Raw genomic sequence first — 23,388 nt, 5'->3', positions numbered from 1 at the left:
CTGAATCGACTGGCCTCTTCGCGGGCCCGCTCCTACAGGAGCGAGCTTGCTCGCGATGAGGCCTCCCCAGACACTACAAACTTCGGACATAAAAAAAGGCCACCCGAAGGCAGCCTTTAAAAACTAGAGAGGTTTTTACTTACACGGCCGCAACCGGACGCATGTAAGAGATCGGTGCGGTGCTGGCGTCTTCGAACGTCACGACTTCCCAGGCATCTGTCTGCTCAATCAACTTGCGCAGCAGCTGGTTGTTCAGTGCGTGGCCGGACTTGAAGCCCTTGAACTCACCAATCAGGCTATTGCCCAGCAGGTAGAGGTCACCAATTGCATCGAGAATCTTGTGCTTCACGAATTCGTCTTCATAGCGAAGGCCGTCTTCGTTCAGTACGCCATCGGCGTCGACCACAATAGCGTTTTCAACGCTGCCGCCGAGTGCGAGGTTGTGCTTGCGCAGGTACTCGATGTCACTCATGAAACCAAAGGTGCGGGCGCGGCTGACTTCTTTTACGAACGAAGTGCTGGAAAAATCCACGCTTGCACTTTGTGTGCGGTCACGGAAAACCGGGTGATCGAAATCGATCTCGAAGCTCACCTTGAACCCTTCGAAAGGGACGAAAGTGGCGCGCTTGTCGCCGTCTTCCACTGTCACTTCACGCAGGATGCGGATGAACTTCTTGGCGGCGTCCTGTTCTTCCAGTCCAGCCGATTGAATCAGGAATACGAAAGGTCCAGCGCTACCATCCATGATCGGGACTTCGGACGCGGAGAGCTCGACGTAGGCGTTATCGATGCCCAGGCCTGCCATGGCCGAGAGCAGGTGCTCTACCGTGTCCACTTTGACGTCACCGTTAACGAGCGTGGTCGACATAGTGGTTTCACCAACGTTTTCCGCGCGGGCAGGAATCTGCACCACGGGATCGAGGTCGGCGCGACAAAACACAATGCCGGTGTCGACAGGCGCTGGCTTGAGGGTCAGGTAGACCTTCTCCCCGGAGTGCAGGCCGACACCTGTGGCACGGATAATATTCTTCAGGGTGCGTTGTTTAATCATGGCATGGGCCGCTTCAGCGCAAATTGCGAACTGGTATCAACAAAGGCTGGCGATGATAGCAGACCAGACCTTTGCTGAACACCAATCACCCTAATACCCCTGATACATTTCATCAATCGGCCTGACGACGCAGGAAGGCCGGGATGTCCAGGTAGTCCAGGTCATCTTGCGGATTCATCTTCGCGGCAGCCGCAGCACCGGCCTGGGCCTGGTTGCGCATGACGGTCGGACGGTCCAGGTCACGGTAGTTCACCGCTGGAGCTTCCTGACGAACAGGGGCCTGTTGTTGTGGCTGTGCAGACATCGAAGTATGGACGGTGTTGTCGATGACCTTCACAGGCTTCTCGATTTTGGCGCCTAAACCTGTGGCAACGACGGTCACGTGCAGTTCGTCGCGCATGTCCGGATCGATAACGGTGCCGACCTTGACCATCGCGTGCTCGGAAGCGAATGCCTCGATGATGCTACCCACGTCGGAGTATTCGCCCAGGGACAGATCGGGACCTGCGGTGATGTTCACCAGGATGCCGCGAGCGCCTTGCAGGTTCACGTCTTCCAGCAGCGGGTTGCGAATGGCCGCTTCGGTGGCTTCGCGTGCACGGTTCGGACCGCTGGCGCAGCCAGTGCCCATCATCGCCATGCCCATTTCGCTCATTACGGTACGCACGTCGGCGAAGTCGACGTTGATCATGCCCGGACGCTTGATGATGTCGGAGATACCGCGAACGGCACCGGCCAATACATCGTCGGCCTTGGCGAAAGCCGACAAGAGGCTTGCGTCTTTACCGAGGATGGTCAGCAGCTTCTCGTTGGGAATGGTGATCAACGAGTCGACGCTTTCGGAGAGCATGCGGATGCCTTCGTCGGCGATCTGCATACGCTTGCGGCCTTCGAACGGGAAAGGACGGGTTACCACCGCAACGGTGAGGATCCCCATTTCCTTGGCCACTTCGGCGATGATCGGCGCAGCACCGGTACCGGTACCACCGCCCATGCCAGTGGTGATGAACACCATGTTGGTGCCGGCCAGCACTTCGGCAATGCGCTCACGGTCTTCCAGAGCGGCTTGACGGCCGACTTCAGGGTTGGCGCCAGCGCCCAGGCCCTTGGTCACACCGGTGCCCAGTTGCAGGATGGTCCGCGCGCCGATGTTTTTCAGCGCTTGAGCATCGGTGTTGGCGCAGATGAACTCGACGCCTTCGATGTTGCTCTTGACCATGTGGTTGACAGCGTTGCCGCCGCCACCGCCGACACCGATAACTTTGATTACCGGGCTTGCGGGGATGTTGTCTACGAGTTCGAACATTTTCCCTCTCCTTTACATTCTCTAGTTTTTTCGCCTACTGCGTGCTTCGGTGTAACGGTGTTTCGGTAAATCTTCAGAAATTGCCCTGGACCCACTTCTTCAGGCGGTCCAGCAGCGGAGCCTGTGGCTCTTCGTTGCTGTAGCTGTCGCGACTGCCGATGCCCGAGAACGAGATGCCGTCGGACTGCTTCTGCAGGCCGTACATCAACAGGCCGACGCCAGTGGAATAGATCGGGTTGCGTACTACGTCGTCCAGACCTTTCACGCCGTGAGGCACGCCCAGGCGCACCGGCATGTGGAAGATTTCCTCGGCCAGTTCGGTAGCGCCTTCCATCTTCGATGTACCACCGGTCAGCACGATGCCGGCCGGGATCAGGTCTTCGTAGCCGCTGCGGCGCAGTTCAGCCTGGATCAGCGTGAACAGTTCGTCGTAGCGCGGCTCGACCACTTCGGCCAGGGCCTGGCGGGACAGCTCGCGTGGTGGACGGTCGCCAACGCTTGGCACCTTGATGGTTTCACCGGCACCGGCCAGTTTGGCCAGGGCGCAGGCGTAGCGAATCTTGATTTCCTCGGCGTACTGGGTCGGAGTGCGCAACGCCATGGCGATGTCGTTGGTCACCTGGTCGCCGGCAATCGGGATGACCGCGGTGTGACGGATCGCACCTTCGGTGAAGATCGCGATGTCGGTGGTGCCGCCGCCGATGTCCACCAGGCACACGCCCAGCTCTTTCTCGTCATCGGTCAGGACCGAATACGCGGAAGCCAGCTGCTCGAGAATGATGTCGTCGATTTCCAGGCCGCAGCGACGCACGCATTTTTCAATGTTCTGTGCGGCGTTGACGGCGCAGGTGACCACGTGGACCTTGGCTTCCAGACGCACGCCGGACATGCCCAGTGGCTCGCGGACGCCTTCCTGGTTATCGATCACGTAATCCTGCGGCAGGGTGTGCAGCACGCGCTGGTCAGCCGGGATTGCCACGGCCTGGGCAGCGTCAAGTACACGCTCAAGGTCGGCCGAGCTGACTTCGCGGTCACGAATCGCCACGATGCCGTGGGAGTTCAGGCTGCGGATGTGATTGCCGGCCACGCCGACGAACGCCGAGTGAATGCGGCAACCCGCCATCAGCTGCGCTTCTTCAATGGCGCGCTGGATCGATTGCACGGTGGATTCGATGTTCACCACCACGCCTTTTTTCAGGCCACGGGACGGATGGGTACCGATCCCGACGATTTCCAGCGTGCCGTCGTCCGCGACCTCGCCCACCAGCGCCACCACCTTGGAGGTGCCGATATCGAGACCGACGATCATTTTGCCGCTTTGCACGTTTGCCATGGGTCCTGCCTCTTCTTAATTCTTCGCGACAGCGGGTTGGGCTGCCGTGGGCGCTACAGGTTCCCGCCAGCCAACAGCGAGGCCGTTGGCGTAGCGCAGATCGATGCGCGCAATGTTCGTAATCTGTTCTTTGAGCGTCTTGTCATAGATGGCGATGAAACGGCGCATCTTTTCCACCTGGTTGCCGCGTCCCAGCAGCAGTTCGATCCCGGGACCCGCGCTGCCGGGGCCGGTGGTCAGGAACCAGCTGCCGCGATCACGCAGTTCCAGGCGAGCTATCGAGAAGCCCAGCGGCCTGAGCATCTGGCTCAGCACCTGGTATTGCTGCATCACTTGCTGTTGAGCCCGCTGCGGGCCGAACAGCTGAGGCAAGTGTTCGTAGTTCGCCAGCTCGCGCGGGGTGAAGGCCTGGCCCTGGTTGTTCAACAGCGACTCGTCGCCCCAACGGGCCACCGGCAGTTGTTCTTCCAGGCGGATCACCACTTGATCCGGCCACACCCTGCGCACTTCGGCGTGGGCAATCCATGGCATCGTTTCCAGCTCGGTGCGCATGCTCGCCAGGTCGATGGTGAAGAAGCTCGACGCCACGTACGGGGCGATCCGCTGCTGCACCGCTTGCTGGCTGATGTAACTCAAGTCGCCCTGCACGTTGATCCTGGTGATCGGCCGGTCGGCATACGGCAACAGCCGTGTCGCGCCTTCGTAAGTACCGAACCCCAACGCCACCAGCACTACCGGCCAGAACAACGCTTTGAGTAAACCGAAGTTGGCTTTCGGCAGGCGCACGGACATCGGCTCTTTGGCCACCATTCGGCTGGCACCCCGCGGCACCGGCTTGCGGCCGGGCGATGCGGGGGGCTGATGTCTGAGCTGAGCGCCTTGCATGGCCTTAACCTCTCGTCGACTCTTGGTTACCGGCAGTGTTGCCGGCAACGCTCTCGGCCAGAATGGCCAGAACCAGTTGCTGGAAATCCAGACCGGCGGCACGGGCCGCCATCGGCACCAGGCTGTGATCGGTCATGCCCGGTGCAGTGTTGACTTCCAGGAACCAGAACTGCCCTTCGGCGTCCTGCATCACGTCTGCCCTGCCCCAACCGGCGATACCCAGCGCTTCACAGGCTTTCGCCGTGAGGTCCATGAGTTCCTGTTCCTTGGCGCTGTCCAGACCGCACGGAATGCGGTACTGGGTATCGTTGGCGATGTACTTGGCGTCGTAGTCGTAGAAGCTGTGCGTCGTGCCCAGGGCAATCGGTGGCAACACCTGGTCACGCAGGGTGGCGATGGTGAACTCCGGACCGTGAATCCATTGCTCGACCAGCACTTGCGAATCGTAGGTATAGGCCGCTTTCCATGCGTCGATCAATTCGGACGCGGAACTCACTTTGGCCATACCGATACTTGAACCTTCATGGGCCGGTTTGACGATCAAAGGGAAGCCCAGTTCCGTCGCCGCCGAAATACAATCGGCTTCGCTGCCGAGTACCGCGTGACGCGGGGTCGGAATGCCCAGGCTGTGCCAGACCTGCTTGGTGCGCAGTTTGTCCATGGCCAGGGCCGAAGCCAGGATGCCGCTGCCGGTGTACGGAATGCCCAGGCATTCGAGCAGGCCCTGCATGCTGCCGTCTTCACCGCCACGGCCGTGGAGGATGATGAAGGCGCGGTCGATCTTTTCGTCGAGCAGGCGCTGCAGCAGGTCGTCGCCCACGTCGAGGCCGAACGCGTCCACACCGGCGCTTAGCAGTGCGTCCAGAACGGCGTTGCCCGACTTCAGGGAGACCTCACGCTCGGCACTCTTGCCGCCGAACAGCACGGCGACGCGGCCGAAGTCTTTCGGCGCGATCGTGGAGACCAGGTTGGCGTACGCAGCAGTCATTTCAACTTCCCCTTCTCCGGCGCGGCGACAGCACCGGCGAACAACTCGCTTTTCAACAGTTTTGGTGCGAGACCGCCGATATCGCCGGCGCCCTGGCACAGCAGGATGTCGCCGGCGCGCAGCAGCGGCTTGACCACTGGCGCAAGGTCGACACCACGCTCGATGTAGATCGGGTCGAGCTGGCCACGCTGACGGATGCTGTTGCACAGCTTGCGGCTGTCGGCGCCCGGAATCGGCTCTTCGCCGGCCGGGTAGACTTCCATCAGCAGCAGTACGTTGGCGTCAGCCAGCACATTGACGAAATCGTCGTACAGGTCACGGGTGCGGCTGTAACGGTGCGGCTGGTAGACCATCACCAGGCGGCGCTCCGGCCAGCCACCGCGGACGGCCTTGATCACGGCCGCGACTTCGGTCGGGTGGTGACCGTAGTCGTCGACCAGCATCACATTGCCGCCGTCTACCGGCAGTTCGCCGTAGACCTGGAAGCGTCGGCCGACACCCTGGAACCCGGACAGGCCCTGGACGATGGCTTCATCGCTGACGCCTTCGTCGGTGGCGATACAGATGGTCGCAAGGGCATTCAATACGTTGTGGTTGCCCGGCATGTTCACCGAAACATCCAGTGGCTCGCGGTCGGGACGCAGTACGGTGAAGAAGGTCTGCATGCCTTGCTGGCGCACATTGATGGCGCGCACGTCGCAGTCTTCGCCGAAGCCGTAGGTAACGGTCGGACGCTTGACCTGCGGGAGGATTTCACGCACCACCGGGTCATCCAGACACACCACCGCCAGACCGTAGAACGGCAGGTTGTGCAGGAATTCGACGAAGGTTTTCTTCAGTTTGTTGAAGTCACCGTCGTAGGTCGCCATGTGATCGGCGTCGATGTTGGTGACCACGGCCACCAGCGGCTGCAAGTGCAGGAAGCTCGCATCGCTTTCGTCGGCCTCGGCGATCAGGTAGCGGCTGGTGCCGAGCTGGGCATTGGTGCCCGCGGCATTCAGGCGGCCACCGATCACGAACGTCGGGTCCAGGCCACCGGCGGCGAACACCGAAGCGATCAGGCTGGTGGTGGTGGTTTTGCCATGGGTGCCGGCAACGGCGATGCCGTGGCGATAACGCATCAGCTCAGCCAGCATCTCTGCACGCGGCACCACCGGAATACGCCGTTCCAGCGCGGTTGCGACTTCCGGGTTGGACGTGTTCACGGCGCTCGACACCACCAGTACATCGGCAGCGGCGGCGTTCTCGGCGCGGTGGCCGATGAAAATGTGCGCCCCGAAGGACTCCAGACGCTCGGTCACCGGTGAAGCCTTCAGGTCGGAACCGGACACTTCATAGCCCAGGTTCAACAACACTTCAGCAATCCCGCACATACCCACACCGCCGATACCGACGAAGTGGATGCGACGGATACGGCGCATTTCCGGTTGTGGCATGGCTTTCTGACTCTCAACCATGGGCCACCTCCAGGCAGCTATCGACCACGTTGCGGGTGGCATCGGGTTTGGCCAGGCGGCGTGCCGCGGCAGCCATTTCGTTGAGTCGTTGTGGTTGCATCAGGACCTCTGTCAGGCGAGCGGCAAGATCCGCTGCGCCGGTCGTTCTTTGCGGCATCAGGAAGGCTGCGCCTTCACGGGCCAAATATTCGGCGTTGCGGGTCTGGTGATCGTCGATGGCATGAGGCAAAGGCACCAGCATCGAGGGCAGACCGGCGGCGGCCAGTTCACTGATGGTCAGCGCGCCTGCGCGACATACCACCAGGTCGGCCCAGCTGTAGGCTTGGGCCATGTCTTTGATGAAAGGCTGCACCTGCGCCTCGACGCCAGCCGCGCGATAGCGCTCTGCAGTCACTTCATCGTGGTTTTTGCCGGCCTGATGGAACACTTCCGGACGCAAATCGGCAGCGACTTGCGACAGGGCTTCAGGCAGCAACTTGTTCAACGGTTCTGCGCCCAGGCTTCCGCCCAGGATCAGCAAACGCGCCTTGCGACCCGCCAGGGCAGGTCGCGATGTCTCGAGGAACAGCTCGGTGCGCACCGGATTACCGGTGGTCCGGCGGCCGCTCGACAGGGTAAAGGTGTCGGGGAACGCTTCACAGACCCGGGCGGCAAACGGCACCAGCAACCGATTGGCGGTACCGGCCACGGCGTTCTGCTCGTGAACGATCACCGGCACGCCGGCCAGTTTTGCCGCGACGCCGCCAGGACCGGTCACAAAGCCACCAAATCCAACGACACAGACCGGTTGCAGCCGACGAATGATCGCCCGCGCCTGCCAGACCGACTTGAACAACATGAACGGTGCCTTGAGCAGGGACAATTTGCCCTTGCCGCGCAGACCGCTGGCGTTGATCCGATGCAACTCGATACCGGCCGCCGGCACCAGATCGTTCTCGATGCCACGCGGGGTACCGAGCCAGTGCACGGTATAGCCGCGTGCCTGGAATTCGCGGGCACAGGCCAGCGCCGGGAACACGTGGCCACCGGTGCCGCCGGCCATGATCATGACGTTAGCGCCCATGGTTCGGCTCCTCGGCGAAGTCGCTCTCATGGAACTCCATCTCTTCACTGCCCAGGTGGGTTCGACTTTCCCACTCGATGCGCAGCAACAAGCCGAGACAGGCACAGCAGATCACCAACGAACTGCCGCCGTAACTGAGGAACGGCAGGGTCAGTCCCTTGGTCGGCAGGAGGCCCACGTTCACGCCGATATTGATCAGGAATTGACCAATCCACAGGAACGACAAGCCATAGGCGACATAAGCTGCAAAAAACTGCTTGGCCTTCTCGGCCCACAAACCGATGTACATGCCACGAATACACACGAAGACGAACAGTGCCACGGTGCACAACGAACCCACCGCCCCCAGTTCTTCGGCCAGGACCGAGAACACGAAGTCAGTGTGGGCCTCCGGCAGGTAGAACTGTTTCTGCACGCTGTTGCCCAGGCCAACGCCCAGCCATTCGCCGCGACCGAAAGCGATCAATGCCTGGGACAACTGATAGCCGGCGCCGAACTGGTCGGCCCACGGGTCGGCAAAGTTGGTCAGTCGCGCCATTCGATACGGCTGCATCTGAATCAGCAGCACCACCGCACCGACGGCCAGGACCACCATCAGGGAAAAACGGAACAGCCCGACGCCGCCGAGGAACAGCATCGCCGCCGCCGCCCCCATCATCACCACGGTGGCACCGAAGTCCGGCTCCATCAGCAGCAGGCCCGCCATCGGCAGCAGCACGATGAACGGCTTGAAAAAGCCCATCCAGCTTTCACGCACTTCTTTCTGGCGGCGCACCAGATAACCGGCGAGGTAGATCACCACGAACACCTTGGCGATCTCGGAAGGCTGGACGTTGAAGAAACTGAAGCCGATCCAGCGCATCGAGCCGTTAACCTCACGGCCGATCCCCGGAACGATCACCATCACCAGCAAGCCGAACGCCCCCAGCAGCATCAACCAGCCCAGGCGTTGCCAGGTGGCGATCGGGATCATCATGGTGACGATGCAGGCCCCCAGGCCCAGCACCACGTAAATAAGGTGGCGAATCATGTAGTACAGGGCGCTGCCCGACTGCACGGCCGCCACTTCGGTCGATGCCGAGGCGATCATGATCAGCCCCAGGCCTAGCAACGTCAGGCAACCGGCGAGCATCGGGAAGTCGAGATCGATACCGCGCCCGGTGATGAGCGGCGATGGATATGGCTTGATGATGCCTTTGAGACTCATGCCAGATCCTCCACGGCTTGGACGAACTGGTGACCACGGTCTTCGTAGTTCTTGAACATGTCGAAACTGGCGCAGGCTGGCGACAGCAGCACCACGTCGCCCGGCTGGGCGGCGGCGCGGCATTGCTCGACAGCTTCGACCAGGGACCCGGCGCGGATCAGCGGTACGGCATCGCCGATGGCCTCGCCGATCTTGTCGGAGTCGCGGCCCATCAACACTACGGCGCGGCAGTTAGCCGCCACCGGATCGCGCAGATCCCCGAACTCGGCACCCTTGCCGTCGCCGCCGGCGATCAGCACGATCTTGCCGTCGATGTCCGCGCCCAGGCCTTCGATGGCGGCCAGTGCGGCACCGACGTTGGTGGCCTTGGAATCGTTGTAGTAACCCACGCCGTCGAGGTCGCGGACCCACTGGCAGCGGTGCTCGAGACCGGCGAAGGTGCGCAGGCTCGACAACATGGCATCGAACGGCAGGCCGACCGCATGGCCCAGGGCCAGGGCTGCCAGGGCGTTGGACTGGTTGTGGGCGCCGCGAATCTTCAATTCGCGCACCGGCATCAGGTTCTGGAACTCGAAGGCCAGGTATTTTTCGCCGTCTTCTTCACGGATACCGAAGGATTTGAAGTCGGGTTTGCTCAGGCCGAAGGTCCAGCATGGCTGCCCTTCTCCCATCAACGGACGACTCAGGGCATCCTGACGATTGACCACGAACTGTTTGGCGCCACGGAAGATCCGGTGCTTGGCCAGGTGATAGGCCGGCAGACCACTGTAACGGTCCATGTGGTCTTCGCTGATGTTGAGCACGGTCGCCACTTCGGCGTTGAGTTGATCGGTGGTTTCCAGCTGGAAACTCGACAACTCCATCACGTACAGCTCGACGTCGTCGCGCAGCAGATCCAGCGCCGGCGTACCGAGGTTGCCGCCGACGGCAACACGCTTGCCCGCCGCAGCGGCCATCTCGCCGACCAGGGTGGTGACGGTGCTTTTCGCGTTGGAACCGCTGATAGCCACGATCGGCGCCTTCGCGTTACGCGCGAACAGTTCGATGTCGCCGGACAATTTCACGCCGCGGGCGGCGGCAGCCTGCAGGGCCGGGGTCGCCAGCGCCAGGCCGGGGCTCACGTAAAGCTCGTCGGCACGGCACAGGAACTCGACGTCCAGCTCGCCACAACGCACTTCCACGTGCGGATAGTCACGCTTGAGCGTGGCCAGTTCCGGTGGATTTTCCCGCGTATCGGCCACGGCAAACGCCACGCCCCGGTTCGCCAGGAAGCGAACCAGGGACATGCCGCTCTTGCCGAGGCCGACAACGATGCGGAAGTGGTCAGAAGCGATCAGAGACACGAGTTTCTACCTCAGCTTCAGGGTGGCAAGGCCGACCAGCACGAGGATCACGGTGATGATCCAGAAACGGACGATCACGCGCGGCTCGGGCCAGCCCTTGAGTTCAAAGTGGTGGTGAATCGGTGCCATGCGGAATACGCGGCGACCGGTCAGTTTGAAAGAGGCAACCTGGATAACCACCGACAGGGTTTCCATCACGAACACGCCGCCCATGATGAACAGGACGATTTCCTGACGGACGATCACCGCAATGGTGCCCAGGGCCGCGCCCAGCGCCAGTGCGCCGACGTCACCCATGAAGACTTGTGCCGGATAGGTGTTGAACCAGAGGAAGCCAAGGCCCGCTCCGATCAGTGCGCCACAGAACACGATCAACTCACCGGCGCCCGGTACGTAAGGGATCAGCAGGTATTCGGCGAATTTCACGTTACCCGACAGGTAGCAGAAAATGCCCAGGCCGCCGCCCACCATCACCGTCGGCATGATCGCCAGGCCGTCCAGGCCGTCGGTCAGGTTGACCGCGTTGCTCGAACCGACAATCACGAAATAGGTCAGGACGATGAAGCCGGCGCCCAATGGAATGCTGTAGTCCTTGAGCATCGGCAGGATCAGCGTGGTTTCCACCGGCGTGGCGGCGGTCACATACAAGAAGATCGCCGCGCCCAGGCCAAATACCGACTGCCAGAAATACTTCCAGCGGCTTGGCAGCCCGCGGGAGTTTTTCTCGATGACCTTGCGGTAGTCGTCGACCCAGCCGATGGCGCCGAACAGCAAGGTCACCAGCAGGACGACCCAGACGTAACGGTTGCTCAGGTCAGCCCACAGCAGAGTGCTGACACCGATGGAGGACAGAATCAGCGCGCCGCCCATGGTCGGGGTACCCGACTTGGACAGGTGCGACTGCGGGCCGTCATTGCGAACGGATTGACCGATCTGACGGTTCTGCAACGTGCGGATCATCCAGGGGCCATAGCACAGCGACAAGACCAGCGCGGTCAGTACACCGAGAATCCCGCGCAGGGTCAGGTACTGGAAGACCGCGAAGCCCTTGTAGAACTGTTGCAGATACTCCGCTAGCAGCAGCAGCATTAATGTTTCTCCAGACTGGACCCGCACAAGGCGGCTACGACGTTTTCCATCGCAGCGCTGCGCGACCCCTTGATCAAAATGGTGGTGTTTGTGTCTTGTTCGGCACCCAGGGCCTTGATCAGCTCAGCCTGCGTGCTGAAGTGAAAAGCCTGTGGACCGAATGCGTTCACGGCGTGAGCCATCATTGGCCCGACGGCGTACAGCGCAGAAACCTTGCCACGGGCATACTCGCCCACGTCGCGGTGCCCCTGCTCCGCCCATTCGCCCAACTCGCCGATATCCCCGAGCACAAGGACGGTGCGACCGGAAAAGCCGGCCAGTATATCAACGGCGGCGCACATGGAGGTGGGATTGGCGTTGTAAGTGTCATCGATCACGCGCATGCCATTGCTGGCCAATTGCGCAACGGTGCGCCCCTTGACGGGTTGCACCGCGCCGAGGCCGGCGGCGATACCGGACAGCGACACACCCAGGGCATGGGCGGCAGCGGCGGCGGCCATGGCATTGGCGACGTTGTGGGTGCCGAGCAGGTTCAGTTGAACCCGCGCCACACCTTCAGGGCTGTGCAGGTTGAACGCCGGACAGCCGCGAGCATCGGTGGCCAGGTCACTGGCATGGAAATCGGCGCTGGCGTTGCTCAATGCAAACGTCAGCACTTTGCGGTCACCGGCGCGCGCCTTCCAGATACCGAATGCCTTGTCGTCAAGATTGAGAACGGCGACGCCATCGGCATCCAGCCCTTCAATGATCTCGCCCTTGGCTTCGACGATTTTTTCCGGACCTCCGAACTCGCCGACGTGGGCGGTCCCGGCGTTATTGAGAACGGCCACATGGGGTTTGGTCATGCTCACGGTGTAGGCAATTTCGCCCAGGCGCGAGGCACCCAGCTCGATCACCGCAGCGGTATGTTCCGGCGCCAGTTCGAGCAGGGTCAGCGGAACACCGAGGTCGTTGTTCAGGTTCCCACGGGTGGCCAGCACTGCGCCGCGCGTGCGCAAGATGCTCGCAAGCATTTCCTTGACCGTGGTCTTGCCGCTGGAACCGGTAATGGCTGCAACGGGCTGGGTGAACGCGGCGCGGTTCAACGCACCGAGCTGGCCCAACGCCTGACGGGTGTCGCCGACCAACAGTTGCGGCAGCGTGCTGTCAGCGACTTCACGCTCGACCAGCGCAGCCACGGCACCCTTGGCGGCGACTTCATTCAGATAATCATGACCATCGAAGCGCGGACCGGCCAACGCGATAAACAGCTGACCCGGCTTGATTGCACGACTGTCGATACTGACGCCGTCAAAGCTTGCGTCGGCAGACACCAGGCGAGCATTCAGCACACCGGTCAGCTCACTCAGTTTCAAGGCCTTAAGCATGGGCCACCTCCCATGCGGCCAAGGCATGATCGGCCTCGACCAGATCGGAAAAGGCATGGCGTTCGCCGTTTATTTCCTGATAGTCCTCGTGACCTTTACCGGCCAGGACAATCACGTCATCCACCGAGGCACTGGCGATCAACCGGGCAATCGCCTGACCGCGACCGGCAACGAACTCCACTTTATCCACAGCCGTGAAACCGGCGCGGATGTCATCGAAAATCACCGATGGATCTTCAGTGCGCGGATTGTCATCGGTCACCAGCACGCCATCGGCCAGGCGCTCGACCACTTCGGCCATCAATGGACGCTTGCCGCGATCGCGGTCGCCGCCACAGCCGAACAGGCACAGCAACCGGCCCTTGGCGTGTGGACGCAGGGCCAGCAGGACTTTTTCCAGCGCATCCGGAGTGTGTGCGTAGTCGACCACCACCAATGGCTGCGAGCCGCCGCCCAGACGCTGCATGCGCCCGGCAGGGCCTTCGAGCTCTGGCAGCACCTTGAGGATTTCGTCCAGTGCGTAATCCAGCCCGAGCAACGCGCCGACCGCCGCCAGGACATTGCTCAGGTTGAAGCGACCGAGCAAGGTGCTGCGCAAGAGGTGCTCGCCCTGTGGCGTGACCAGCGTGGCGCGCACACCTTCGTCGTCGAATTGCGCCTGGCGGCAATACAGGTAGGCGCTGGAATCTTCCAGGCTGTAGGTGATCAGCCGCGACTCGCACTTGTCGGCGGCCAGTTGCCGACCAAACTCGTCGTCGAGGTTGACCACGCGGCATTTCAAGTCATTCCAGGCAAACAGCCTGGCCTTGGCTTCGCCGTAAGCCTGCATGGTGCCGTGGTAATCCAGGTGATCGCGGGACAGGTTGGTCATCACCGCCACATCGAAGGCCAATGCCGTTACACGGCCCTGGTCCAGGCCATGGGAAGACACTTCCATCGCCACGGCTTTGGCCCCGGCCTTCTTCAGGTCCGCCAGGGTCGCTTGTACGGCAATCGGATTCGGCGTGGTGTGCAGGCCGCTTTCCAGCGCGCCGTAGAAACCGGTACCGAGCGTGCCGACCAGGCCGCAGTGCTGGCCGAGCAGGTCCAGTGCCTGGGCGACCAATTGCGTTACGCTGGTCTTGCCGTTGGTGCCGGTAACCCCCACCAGGTTCAGGTGATGGCTCGGCTCGCCATAAAAACGCCCGGCGATGTCCGACAGTTGAGCCGCCAGGCCCTTGACCGGAATCAGCGGCACTTCAGTAATTGGCAGGATCGTGGCGCCTTCCACTTCATAGGCCACCGCAGCTGCGCCGCGTTGCAAGGCGTCGGCAATATGCGCGCGCCCATCGAACTTCCCGCCCGGGACGGCCAGGAACAGATCGCCCGCGCGCACATTACGGCTGTCCAGGGCGAGTTCGCGAATCAGCAGATCGTGGCCGGCGTGAGGGAAAATCTTGTTCAGGCTCAGAGACATCAGCCGCGCCCTCCATTGGCTTTCAGCGGAACGACCGGTGTTGCGTTCGCTTGTTGAGTAGGTGGCAGGTTGTCCGGCGTAATGTTCATCAGGCGCAGGGTGCCCGACATCACGCGACTGAACACCGGCGCGGAAACCAGGCCACCGAAGTAACCGGCCTTGGTGGGTTCGTCGATCACCACCACGATGGCGTAACGCGGATCGCTCATCGGGCCGAAGCCGGCGAACAGCGAACGGTAGGAGTTCTCGGCGTAGCCCTTGGTGCCAACCGAGGTCTTACGCGCAGTACCCGACTTGCCGCCCACGTGATACGCCGGCACCTGCGCACGGAATACGCCGCGCGGGGCTTCGATCACTTGCTGCAGCATGCCTTGCATGGTTTTCGCGACGGCTTCCGGCAGCACCTGGGTGGTCTGCGGCGCCTTGTCGGTCTTGATCAGGGTCAGCGGTGCGAGGCGACCGTTGTTGGCCAGGGCCGAGAAAGCGTGAACCAGCTGGATTGCAGTCACGGAGATACCGTAGCCGTAGGACAGCGTGGCGGTTTCTGCCTTGCGCCATTCGCGGTAGTTCGGCAGGTTGCCGACGCGCTCGCCCGGGAAGCCCAGGCCGGTGTCCTGGCCAAGGCCGACTTTCTGCGCCAGACGGAAAATGGTTTCGCCACCAATGTCGAAGGCAACCTTGCTCATGCCGACGTTACTGGAGTTGATCAGGATGCCGGTCAGGTCGAGTACCGGGCCTTCGGTCTTGGATACGTCCTTGATGGTGTACTTGCCAATCTGCAAGGAGCCCGGATACACCTCGACGGTGTCGCTCGGTTTCCAGCGGCCGGTTTCGATCGCAGCACTCATCGAAATCGCTTTCATGGTCGAGCCTGGCTCGAACACGTCGATCATCGCGCGGTTGCGCATCATCGCCGGTTGCAGGTTGCGACGGTTGTTCGGGTTATAGGTCGGCTGGTTGACCATCGCGAGAATCTCACCGGTCTTCACGTCCATGATCACCAGGCTGCCCGCCTTGGCGCCGTTCTCGATGATCGCGTTGCGCAATTCACGGTTGGCCAGGTATTGCAGGCGCAGGTCAATGGACAACGCCAAGGGCTTACCGGCCTTGGCGTTTTTGGTGACCTGGACATCCTTGATCAGCCGGCCGCGCCGGTCCTTGATCACCTGACGCTTGCCGGGGACCCCGGCCAGCCATTCGTCGTAGGCCAGCTCGACGCCTTCACGACCGTGATCGTCGATGTCGGTAAAGCCGACCATATGGGCGGTGACTTCGCCAGCCGGGTAGAAACGCCGGAACTCTTCGATGCCGTAAACGCCCGGCACTTTCAGATCGAGCACCGCCTGGCCTTGCTCCGGGGTCAACCCGCGCACCAGGTAAATGAATTCCTTGTTGGCCTGGGCTTCGAGACGTTCGGCCAGGGCTTTCGGGTCCTGCCCCAAGGCAGCCGCCAGTGCGGGCCACTTCTCTTTGGCCGTTTGCATTTCCTTGGCATTGGCCCAAAGGGTGGTGACCGGAGTACTCACGGCCAAGGGCTCGCCGTTACGGTCGGTGATCAGACCACGGTGAGCCGGAATAGGAATATGACGAACACTGCGGGCATCGCCCTGACCTTTGAGGAAGGCACGGTCGACCACTTGCAAATCGATGATGCGCCAGGCAATCGCGGCCACCATGATGCCCAGCAAACCCAGCACCACGCGGAACCGCCAAGGAAAGAGTGCACCTTCGAGTTTCATCATGGCGCCACCATCTTCACGTCAGCGGCACCGGGGATGTGCATTTTCAATTGTTCGGTGGCCAGTACTTCTATACGGCTGTGGGCGGTCCAGGTGCTCTGCTCCAGAATCAACCGGCCCCACTCGGCTTGTGCCTTGTCGCGCACGCTCAATTCGTTGTACAGCGAATTCAATAGCTGACGGTTCCAGTGGGCGCTGTAGGACACGCCAATGGCCGAAATGAGCACGCCGACAAACAGCAGCAGCATGAAGAAGCTTCCGCCGGGCAATGGCTTGGCGAAAAGCTTGCTCACCGCAGCTTCTCCGCCACACGCATGACAGCACTACGGGAACGTGGGTTGGCTTTGAGTTCGGCATCGGAGGCCGTCTGCGCTTTGCCATGGATTTTGATTTTCGGTTCGAAGGCGACATGCCGAACCGGGAGGTTGCGCGGCAGGTTGTCGGCTTCGCCTTTCACCAGTTTGCGCATGAACAGTTTGACGATGCGGTCTTCCAGCGAATGGAAGCTGATCACTACCAGGCGACCGCCCACTTCCAGGCACTCCAGCGCGGCTTCGAGGCCGGTTTCCAGATCACCCAGTTCGTTGTTGACGTGAATACGCAAGCCCTGGAAGGCACGGGTTGCAGGGTTCTTGCCTTTTTCCCACGCCGGGTTGGCGACTTTCAGGACTTCTGCCAGGTCACCGGTGCGTTCGAATGGCTTGATGTCGCGGCGCTCGGCCACTGCTCGGGCCATGCGGCCGGAGAAACGCTCTTCGCCATATTCCTTGAACACCCGGGCGATTTCTTCCACGGGAGCGGTGTTGACGAATTCGGCAGCGCTGATTCCGCGGGACGGATCCATGCGCATGTCCAGCGGGCCGTCGTTGAGGAAGCTGAAACCACGCTCAGGGTCATCAAGCTGCGGCGAAGACACGCCCAGATCCAGCAGCACGCCGCTGACCTTGCCGGCCAGGCCGCGTTCGGCGACTTCCGAACCGAGTTCTGCAAAGCTGCGCTGCACAACGACAAAGCGGCCGTCTTCGGCCGCTAGCGTTTGCCCGGTGGCAATCGCTTGTGGATCTTTATCGAATCCGAGCAACCGGCCATCGGGACCGAGCTGGCTGAGAATCAACCGGCTGTGTCCGCCACGCCCGAACGTGCCGTCCAGATAGCAGCCATCAGGACGTACGGCGAGAGCCTCGACGGCTTCGTCAAGCAGTACGGTGATGTGGTTAAAGCCGCTATCAATAGTCACAGGATCAAATCACGCAGTTCATCAGGCATAGCGCCCGGTTGTTGAATGGCAGCCAGGTCAGCGGCAGAAACCGCGTTCCAGGCATCCTCGTCCCACAATTGGAACTTGTTCAGTTGGCCTACCAACATCGCGCGCTTATCCAACCTGGCATATTCACGAAGACGCGGCGGAACCAGAAAACGACCACTGCCATCGAGCTCGAGGTCGACGGCATTACCAATCAGTAAACGTTGCAGGCGACGGTTCTCTTCGCGGAGCGAAGGCAGTGCGCGCAGTTTGGTTTCAATAATTTCCCACTCATCGAGGGGGTAAACACACAAACATGGATCAACGGCATCGATCGTGACGATCAACTGCCCGGAACTCCGCGAATCGAGCTCGTCACGGTACCGGCTCGGCATAGCGAGACGGCCCTTTGCATCGAGACTGATAGCGTTGGCTCCGCGAAACACGTCAGCGTTTCTCCAAATTCTAGCGTTTTGAGTTCAAAAAACCCACTTCATGCCACTTTCCGCCACTTGCGCACACTATAGGAATGCCCCCACCACACCGTCAAGGCGCGGATTAAAGGAAAATCCTTACAGAACTGAGATTTAGGAGCATTAACGGAGGAGCAACGAGAATCCGGCAGATGAAACTGTCCAATAACTTGAATCAGCACAGGAGGCTGCGTTCGGAAGTTAAAGTAATTTATTAAGAGTAAGATTTTTTTGGTATTACAAAAGAGGTTCTGCGGATGATTGTGTAAGGAGGGAAACCGGTGCTGCGTGGAGTTTATGCGATCACTACAAGCGCGGGCTAATCGATATCACAAAACCGCTTCTCCCGACGCCTGTACACGGAGGGAAATTGCTATCAACTGCCCCCCGCTCAAAAAATCAAGCAGAGGAGAAAAAGGTGGAGAGTCGATCTGTAAGCCGGGTTCTGTCTTGAACAGTCATTCGTCTACGATGGCCATCACTGGACATCTTTAGCAACCTACCCGGTCCCAGCGCGGGCCACGCCTTGGGACCCTATTTGGTCTTGCTCCAAGTGGGGTTTACCTAGCCACGAACTGTTACCAGACGTGCGGTGCGCTCTTACCGCACCTTTTCACCCTTACCGGCGCCGAAGCGCTTAGGCGGTTATTTTCTGTGGCACTTTCCGTAGGCTCGCGCCTCCCAGGCGTTACCTGGCACTTCGCCCTATGGAGCCCGGACTTTCCTCCCCCCTCTAATTTTCATAGAGGGCAGCGACTGTCCAATCGACTCTCCGCCGCGAAGGTTACCGGCAGAGCGCCCGAAGAACAAGCGTTAAGCGCCTTTGAGCACACCTGTATGTCGGGTTTACTCGCCCTTCTGCTGATTCAGCGCGATCTGATACAGCACATTCTTTCGCTCGCCGGTAATTTGCGCCGCCAAAGCCGCCGCACGCTTGAGCGGCATTTCTTCGAGCAACAGGTTGAGGATGCGCATCGCTTCGCTGCTGACGGCACCTTCCTCCTCGGGCGCGGACCAGCCCGCCACCAGCACCACGCACTCGCCGCGCTGCTGATTGCTGTCCGACTCGACAAACTCGCGCAGCTCGGCCAGTGGCAGGCCCTTGAGGGTTTCAAACGTCTTGGTCAACTCACGGGCAAGCAGCGCCGGACGCTCGGGACCGAACACCAGTTCCATGTCTTGCAGGCATTCAAGGATGCGATGCGGAGCCTCGTAGAAGATCAAGGTGCGCGGCTCTTCCTTTACTTGCTCGAGACGTGTCCGCCGCCCCACAGCCTTGGCCGGGAGGAAACCTTCGAAAATGAAGCGATCGGAAGGCAGCCCCGCCGCCGACAACGCTGCAATCAACGCGCAGGCACCCGGAACCGGTACCACATTGATGCCAGCAGCCCGGGCCTGCCGCACCAGGTGATAACCCGGATCGGAAATCAACGGCGTCCCGGCGTCAGAGATCAACGCCACGTCGTCACCGGCAAGCAGGCGAGTGATAAAGCGACTGCCTTCATCCCGTTCGTTGTGTTCATGGCAGGCCGCCAATGGCGTCGCAATGCCGAAGTGCTGCATCAGGCGCTGGGAATGGCGGGTGTCTTCCGCGGCGATCAAGGCCACTTCACGCAGAATCTTCAGCGCCCGCGCACTGATGTCATCCAGGTTGCCGATGGGCGTCGCCACCACATAAAGCGAGCCAGCAGCGGAATTCAAAGCACCTGGAGCAGTCAAAGCGCACACCTCATGATCGGTAAAAGTCGCCATTGTAACGCGTCGCGAGGCTCACGATACGCGCAAGTAAAGGAGGCCTCGGCGACTGTTTGTACGCTGACGCAACATTTCCACCAGCTAAATTGATTGATTCACACCAGTAACATCGCGCCCCGGCCAGTGCTTGGGTACAATTCCACGCTAATTTGATCGAGTATCAGGAACGCTTACATGATCGCTAGCCTGCGGCTGTTATCCGCCCTCTGCCTCGCTGCCTTGCTGGCGGCTTGCGCCAGCTCGCCCTCCTCCAGCCTTGGCGAACTTCCACAGACACCGGACGCCAGTATCGAGCAACTGCTCGAGAAAGCCGCCCACAGCAAATCACCGGAAGATGCCGCCTTGCTGCGCTTGAGCGCTGCCGACCTGGCCTATCGCCAGGGCAATGCCGGCCAGTCCGCGCAAATCCTGCAACAGGTTCCGACCGAGCAGCTCAAGCCGGGCCCACAGATTTTCGCCAACACCCTGGCGGCTGAACTGGCCATGACCCGTAATCAGCCCAAGGCCGCGCTGGCTGCCTTGAGCCACCCCAGCCTGCAATACTTGAGCGAACTGCCCGACGAACAACAGGTCCGCACCGGCACCGTTCACGCCCGCGCACTTGAAGCCGATGGCCAGACCCTCGCCGCCGCTCGCCAGCGCATTTTCATCGCCCCGATGCTCAAAGGTGAAGCAGCCAGCAAAAACCACGAAGCCATCTGGACCCTGATCGCTTCGCTGCCGACCGATCAGTTGCAGCCGAACACCACCGACGATCTCGGCGGCTGGATGGCCTTGGCACTGGCGGTGAAATCCGCCGGCACCCTGGAGCAGCAACAAGCCGCCATCGACAACTGGCGCACGCGCAATCCGAAACACCCGGCAGCCGTTCAATTGCCGCAGCCACTGACCCAACTCAAGGAACTGGCCAGCCAGCCCCTGAGCAAGATCGCCCTGCTGCTGCCTCAGGACGGCCCGCTGGCCTCGGTTGGCAAAGCACTGCGCGACGGCTTCATGGCCGCTCACTACCAGGCACAACAGGCCGGGCAGAAACCACCTGCCATCGAGTTCTATGACAGCTCACGCCTGACTTCCATGGACGAGTTCTACCGCAAGGCCCAGGCCGATGGCGTGCAACTGGTCGTCGGCCCACTGGAGAAGCCGCTGGTCAAACAGCTGAGCGTTCGCCCGCAATTGCCGATCACCACGCTCGCACTGAACTATAGCGAAGGCGATCAGGGGCCGGCGCAGTTGTTCCAGTTCGGCCTTTCCGCTGAAGACGAAGCCCGTGAAGTGTCGCGTCGCGCTCGCACCGACGGCCTGCACCGCGCCGCCATCATGGTGCCGAAGGGCGAGTGGGGCGACCGCGTACTCAAGGCTTTCAGCCAGGACTGGCAAGCCAATGGCGGCACCATCGTCGCCACCGAACGCGTCGATCAACCGGTCCAGTTGGCCCAACAGATTGCCGACATGTTCCAGCTGCGCCAGAGCGAAGGGCGCGCCAAGAGCCTGCAAAGCACCGTTGGCTCGCAAGTCGCCGCCCAGCCATCGCGTCGCCAGGACATCGAGTTCATATTCCTGGCTGCAACACCACAACAGGCCCAGCAGATCAAACCGACCCTGAACTTCCAGTACGCAGGCGATGTGCCGGTCTATGCCACCTCTCACGTGTTCAGCGCCAGCGGCGACGCCAACCAGTACAATGACATGAATGGCATCCGCTTCTGCGAGACGCCATGGTTGCTGGACGCCAACGACCCGCTGCGTCGCCAGGTCACCGCTCAGTGGCCACAAGCCGCCGGCAGCCTGGGGCGTCTGTATGCCATGGGCGTGGACGCCTATCGACTGGCGCCGCGCTTGGGCCAGCTCAAGTCTCTGCCGGACAGCCGAATCGACGGCGAATCGGGCAGCCTTGGCATGACTCAAAGCCAGCGTGTCGTGCGCCAGTTGCCATGGGCCCAGTTCGCCAATGGCCAGGTCCAGCGCCTGCCGGACACCGCTCGCTGATGCCTGACAGGTCACGCCAGCAAAGCGGCATGGATGCCGAGCGTCATGCGCTCAAGCATCTTCAACAACAGGGTCTGCGCCTGCTGGCGCAGAACTGGCTGTGCAAACGCGGCGAGCTTGATCTGGTCATGCTAGATGGCGATACAGTAGTATTCGTTGAAGTCCGCTACAGAAAAAACACTCAATGGGGTGGCGCGCTCGATAGCATCGATGAGCGCAAACGGCAAAAACTGATTTTCGCCGCGCAATATTTTCTTCAGCGCGAGTCGCGCTGGGCCAATTCCCCTTGCCGCTTCGACGTGATTGCCATCGACAGCAACCTCGATCAGTTGAACTGGCTACAGAATGCCTTCGACGGCTGATCGCCGGCATTACGAACCGGACACTATCACCGAACACTTTTGCTCTTTGCTTTGCGGGCTGCACATTCATGTGCCGAACAGCCGCGCCACTTAAGGTCACACAGATGGACATGCAATCGCGAATTCGCCAGCTTTTTCAGGCCAGTATCGACACCAAGCAACAGGCGATGGAAGTACTTGCACCGCACATCGAGCAAGCCAGCCAGGTCATGGTCAACGCCCTGCTCAACGAAGGAAAAATGCTTTCCTGTGGTAACGGCGGCTCTGCCGGCGACGCCCAGCACTTCTCGTCCGAGCTGCTCAACCGCTTTGAGCGCGAGCGCCCGAGCCTGCCGGCCATCGCCCTGACGACCGACAGCTCGACGATCACCTCGATCGCCAACGACTACAGCTACAACGAAATCTTTTCCAAACAGATCCGCGCACTTGGCCAACCGGGCGATGTGTTGCTGGCTATCTCCACCAGCGGCAACTCGGCCAACATAATTCAAGCGATCCAGGCCGCACATGATCGCGAAATGATTGTCGTAGCATTGACGGGACGTGATGGCGGCGGCATGGCGTCACTGCTGTTGCCCGAGGACGTCGAGATTCGTGTACCGGCCAACGTCACCGCTCGTATTCAAGAAGTCCACCTGCTGGCGATCCATTGCCTTTGCGACTTGATCGACAGCCAATTGTTCGGGAGTGAAGAATGACCCCTAATCGCCTTGGCCTACTGGCCTTGACCCTGTGCCTCGGCATCAGTGGCTGCACCTCGGTGGTGACTGCCAGCCGTGAAGCACCGATTGAAGATGACCGCGGCACCCGCACACTGGGCAGCAAGATCGACGACACCCTGATCGATACCAAGGTTGGCGTGAACATCGCCAAGGCAGACCCGGCCCTGGACAAGGACTCGCACATCGTCGTCACCAGCTTCAATGGCGTCGTGCTGCTCGCCGGGCAAACACCACGTGCAGACCTCAAGGCCAAGGCCGAACAGGCCGCCGCCGCTGTTCAGCGCGTGAAGCAGGTGCATAACGAGCTGCAGGTCCTGCCACCCTCCAGCTTCCTGGCCCGCCAGAACGACACCTGGCTGACCTCCAAGATCAAGGCCCAGATGCTCGCCGATGCGAACATCCCCGGCTCGCGCATCAAGATCGTCACTGAAAACGGCATCGTCTACATGCTGGGCCTGCTGACCAAGCAGGAAGCTGCGCAGGCAACCAACCTGGTGCAAGGTGTTTCCGGCGTGCAGAAGATTGTGAAGTTGTTTGAGTACATCGATTGATACCTGCTCCTG

At 61.0% G+C, this 23,388-nt stretch carries 21 protein-coding genes and 1 other RNA gene; 4 read left to right on the top strand and 18 right to left on the bottom strand.

The features are described 5' to 3' along the window. Positions 1-139: 139 nt before the first annotated feature. The 18 genes from lpxC to rsmI all read right to left on the bottom strand — a co-directional run bounded on the left by lpxC (position 140) and on the right by rsmI (position 19,752). A complete protein-coding gene (gene lpxC, locus KGA81_RS22425) occupies positions 140-1,051 on the bottom strand; it encodes a UDP-3-O-acyl-N-acetylglucosamine deacetylase (protein ID WP_007939852.1) in 912 nt (303 codons plus the stop codon). Between the two features lie 112 nt (positions 1,052-1,163). Next, positions 1,164-2,357, bottom strand: a complete 1,194-nt coding sequence (gene ftsZ / locus KGA81_RS22420) for a cell division protein FtsZ (protein ID WP_223548556.1) — start codon at positions 2,355-2,357, stop codon at positions 1,164-1,166. A 73-nt stretch (positions 2,358-2,430) separates the two neighbouring features. Continuing rightward, positions 2,431-3,690 carry a cell division protein FtsA gene (gene ftsA, locus KGA81_RS22415; protein WP_007989901.1) on the bottom strand — a complete coding sequence of 420 codons (1,260 nt, stop codon included), beginning with the start codon at positions 3,688-3,690 and terminating at the stop codon, positions 2,431-2,433. 15 nt (positions 3,691-3,705) lie between these two features. Continuing rightward, positions 3,706-4,575: a cell division protein FtsQ/DivIB gene (locus tag KGA81_RS22410; protein ID WP_223548554.1), complete on the bottom strand. Its 870-nt coding sequence runs from the start codon at positions 4,573-4,575 to the stop codon at positions 3,706-3,708. A 4-nt stretch (positions 4,576-4,579) separates the two neighbouring features. After that, positions 4,580-5,563, bottom strand: a complete 984-nt coding sequence (locus tag KGA81_RS22405; RefSeq protein ID WP_223548552.1) for a D-alanine--D-alanine ligase — start codon at positions 5,561-5,563, stop codon at positions 4,580-4,582. Then, positions 5,560-7,020 (bottom strand): UDP-N-acetylmuramate--L-alanine ligase, encoded by a 1,461-nt coding sequence (murC, locus tag KGA81_RS22400; protein WP_223548549.1) that lies wholly within the window; start codon positions 7,018-7,020, stop codon positions 5,560-5,562. Before murC ends, KGA81_RS22405 begins: the two co-directional genes overlap by 4 nt. Beyond that, positions 7,013-8,083: an undecaprenyldiphospho-muramoylpentapeptide beta-N-acetylglucosaminyltransferase gene (murG, locus tag KGA81_RS22395; RefSeq protein ID WP_223548547.1), complete on the bottom strand. Its 1,071-nt coding sequence runs from the start codon at positions 8,081-8,083 to the stop codon at positions 7,013-7,015. Before murG ends, murC begins: the two co-directional genes overlap by 8 nt. Further along, a complete protein-coding gene (ftsW, locus tag KGA81_RS22390) occupies positions 8,073-9,290 on the bottom strand; it encodes a putative lipid II flippase FtsW (RefSeq protein ID WP_046041925.1) in 1,218 nt (405 codons plus the stop codon). Before ftsW ends, murG begins: the two co-directional genes overlap by 11 nt. Further along, positions 9,287-10,633, bottom strand: coding sequence for a UDP-N-acetylmuramoyl-L-alanine--D-glutamate ligase (murD, locus tag KGA81_RS22385; RefSeq protein WP_223548545.1), 1,347 nt, complete (start codon positions 10,631-10,633; stop codon positions 9,287-9,289). Before murD ends, ftsW begins: the two co-directional genes overlap by 4 nt. A gap of 6 nt (positions 10,634-10,639) precedes the next feature. Beyond that, complete coding sequence (mraY, locus tag KGA81_RS22380) at positions 10,640-11,722, bottom strand: phospho-N-acetylmuramoyl-pentapeptide-transferase (protein ID WP_108214916.1); 1,083 nt, start codon at positions 11,720-11,722, stop codon at positions 10,640-10,642. After that, positions 11,722-13,089 (bottom strand): UDP-N-acetylmuramoyl-tripeptide--D-alanyl-D-alanine ligase, encoded by a 1,368-nt coding sequence (locus KGA81_RS22375; protein ID WP_223548543.1) that lies wholly within the window; start codon positions 13,087-13,089, stop codon positions 11,722-11,724. The genes mraY and KGA81_RS22375 overlap by 1 nt, the downstream gene beginning before the upstream one ends. Further along, complete coding sequence (locus tag KGA81_RS22370) at positions 13,082-14,545, bottom strand: UDP-N-acetylmuramoyl-L-alanyl-D-glutamate--2,6-diaminopimelate ligase (RefSeq protein ID WP_223548541.1); 1,464 nt, start codon at positions 14,543-14,545, stop codon at positions 13,082-13,084. Before KGA81_RS22370 ends, KGA81_RS22375 begins: the two co-directional genes overlap by 8 nt. After that, on the bottom strand, positions 14,545-16,284 hold the full coding sequence (locus tag KGA81_RS22365) for a peptidoglycan D,D-transpeptidase FtsI family protein (RefSeq protein ID WP_177323526.1): 1,740 nt from the start codon (positions 16,282-16,284) through the stop codon (positions 14,545-14,547). The genes KGA81_RS22370 and KGA81_RS22365 overlap by 1 nt, the downstream gene beginning before the upstream one ends. Beyond that, positions 16,284-16,577, bottom strand: coding sequence for a cell division protein FtsL (gene ftsL, locus KGA81_RS22360; protein WP_057398001.1), 294 nt, complete (start codon positions 16,575-16,577; stop codon positions 16,284-16,286). The genes KGA81_RS22365 and ftsL overlap by 1 nt, the downstream gene beginning before the upstream one ends. Beyond that, positions 16,574-17,521, bottom strand: coding sequence for a 16S rRNA (cytosine(1402)-N(4))-methyltransferase RsmH (gene rsmH / locus KGA81_RS22355; protein ID WP_008045933.1), 948 nt, complete (start codon positions 17,519-17,521; stop codon positions 16,574-16,576). The genes ftsL and rsmH overlap by 4 nt, the downstream gene beginning before the upstream one ends. Next, on the bottom strand, positions 17,518-17,973 hold the full coding sequence (gene mraZ / locus KGA81_RS22350) for a division/cell wall cluster transcriptional repressor MraZ (protein WP_090286131.1): 456 nt from the start codon (positions 17,971-17,973) through the stop codon (positions 17,518-17,520). The genes rsmH and mraZ overlap by 4 nt, the downstream gene beginning before the upstream one ends. 445 nt (positions 17,974-18,418) lie before the next feature. Beyond that, an RNA gene (gene rnpB, locus KGA81_RS22345) (RNase P RNA component class A) lies at positions 18,419-18,772 on the bottom strand. A gap of 74 nt (positions 18,773-18,846) precedes the next feature. Further along, complete coding sequence (rsmI, locus tag KGA81_RS22340) at positions 18,847-19,752, bottom strand: 16S rRNA (cytidine(1402)-2'-O)-methyltransferase (protein WP_223548539.1); 906 nt, start codon at positions 19,750-19,752, stop codon at positions 18,847-18,849. Positions 19,753-19,929: 177 nt separating this feature from the next. Here rsmI and KGA81_RS22335 point away from each other — a divergent pair, with 177 nt between their 5' ends. From KGA81_RS22335 to KGA81_RS22320, 4 genes are all read left to right on the top strand, one after another. Continuing rightward, positions 19,930-21,741 (top strand): penicillin-binding protein activator, encoded by a 1,812-nt coding sequence (locus KGA81_RS22335; RefSeq protein WP_223548537.1) that lies wholly within the window; start codon positions 19,930-19,932, stop codon positions 21,739-21,741. After that, positions 21,741-22,103, top strand: a complete 363-nt coding sequence (locus KGA81_RS22330; protein WP_223548534.1) for a YraN family protein — start codon at positions 21,741-21,743, stop codon at positions 22,101-22,103. Before KGA81_RS22335 ends, KGA81_RS22330 begins: the two co-directional genes overlap by 1 nt. A 104-nt stretch (positions 22,104-22,207) precedes the next feature. Continuing rightward, positions 22,208-22,801 (top strand): phosphoheptose isomerase, encoded by a 594-nt coding sequence (locus tag KGA81_RS22325; protein WP_007972584.1) that lies wholly within the window; start codon positions 22,208-22,210, stop codon positions 22,799-22,801. Beyond that, positions 22,798-23,376: a BON domain-containing protein gene (locus tag KGA81_RS22320; RefSeq protein WP_223548532.1), complete on the top strand. Its 579-nt coding sequence runs from the start codon at positions 22,798-22,800 to the stop codon at positions 23,374-23,376. Before KGA81_RS22325 ends, KGA81_RS22320 begins: the two co-directional genes overlap by 4 nt. Positions 23,377-23,388: the final 12 nt, after the last annotated feature.

Source organism: Pseudomonas sp. A-B-19, assembly GCF_019947515.1.
GTDB lineage: Bacteria > Pseudomonadota > Gammaproteobacteria > Pseudomonadales > Pseudomonadaceae > Aquipseudomonas.
Note: the sequence above shows the minus strand (reverse complement) of the source record. Positions and strands in the feature narration are given on the sequence as shown.

What these genes read in the sequence shown, in the direction of transcription:
- ftsW (WP_046041925.1), bottom strand. Translation starts at nt 9,290, where the DNA reads ATGAGTCTCAAAGGCATCATCAAGCCATATCCATCGCCGCTCATCACC.
- lpxC (WP_007939852.1), bottom strand. Translation starts at nt 1,051, where the DNA reads ATGATTAAACAACGCACCCTGAAGAATATTATCCGTGCCACAGGTGTC.
- KGA81_RS22330 (WP_223548534.1), top strand. Translation starts at nt 21,741, where the DNA reads ATGCCTGACAGGTCACGCCAGCAAAGCGGCATGGATGCCGAGCGTCAT.
- murG (WP_223548547.1), bottom strand. Translation starts at nt 8,083, where the DNA reads ATGGGCGCTAACGTCATGATCATGGCCGGCGGCACCGGTGGCCACGTG.
- KGA81_RS22410 (WP_223548554.1), bottom strand. Translation starts at nt 4,575, where the DNA reads ATGCAAGGCGCTCAGCTCAGACATCAGCCCCCCGCATCGCCCGGCCGC.
- KGA81_RS22370 (WP_223548541.1), bottom strand. Translation starts at nt 14,545, where the DNA reads ATGTCTCTGAGCCTGAACAAGATTTTCCCTCACGCCGGCCACGATCTG.
- KGA81_RS22375 (WP_223548543.1), bottom strand. Translation starts at nt 13,089, where the DNA reads ATGCTTAAGGCCTTGAAACTGAGTGAGCTGACCGGTGTGCTGAATGCT.
- KGA81_RS22325 (WP_007972584.1), top strand. Translation starts at nt 22,208, where the DNA reads ATGGACATGCAATCGCGAATTCGCCAGCTTTTTCAGGCCAGTATCGAC.
- KGA81_RS22320 (WP_223548532.1), top strand. Translation starts at nt 22,798, where the DNA reads ATGACCCCTAATCGCCTTGGCCTACTGGCCTTGACCCTGTGCCTCGGC.
- ftsA (WP_007989901.1), bottom strand. Translation starts at nt 3,690, where the DNA reads ATGGCAAACGTGCAAAGCGGCAAAATGATCGTCGGTCTCGATATCGGC.
- mraY (WP_108214916.1), bottom strand. Translation starts at nt 11,722, where the DNA reads ATGCTGCTGCTGCTAGCGGAGTATCTGCAACAGTTCTACAAGGGCTTC.
- KGA81_RS22405 (WP_223548552.1), bottom strand. Translation starts at nt 5,563, where the DNA reads ATGACTGCTGCGTACGCCAACCTGGTCTCCACGATCGCGCCGAAAGAC.
- ftsZ (WP_223548556.1), bottom strand. Translation starts at nt 2,357, where the DNA reads ATGTTCGAACTCGTAGACAACATCCCCGCAAGCCCGGTAATCAAAGTT.
- murC (WP_223548549.1), bottom strand. Translation starts at nt 7,020, where the DNA reads ATGGTTGAGAGTCAGAAAGCCATGCCACAACCGGAAATGCGCCGTATC.
- rsmI (WP_223548539.1), bottom strand. Translation starts at nt 19,752, where the DNA reads ATGGCGACTTTTACCGATCATGAGGTGTGCGCTTTGACTGCTCCAGGT.
- KGA81_RS22335 (WP_223548537.1), top strand. Translation starts at nt 19,930, where the DNA reads ATGATCGCTAGCCTGCGGCTGTTATCCGCCCTCTGCCTCGCTGCCTTG.
- KGA81_RS22365 (WP_177323526.1), bottom strand. Translation starts at nt 16,284, where the DNA reads ATGAAACTCGAAGGTGCACTCTTTCCTTGGCGGTTCCGCGTGGTGCTG.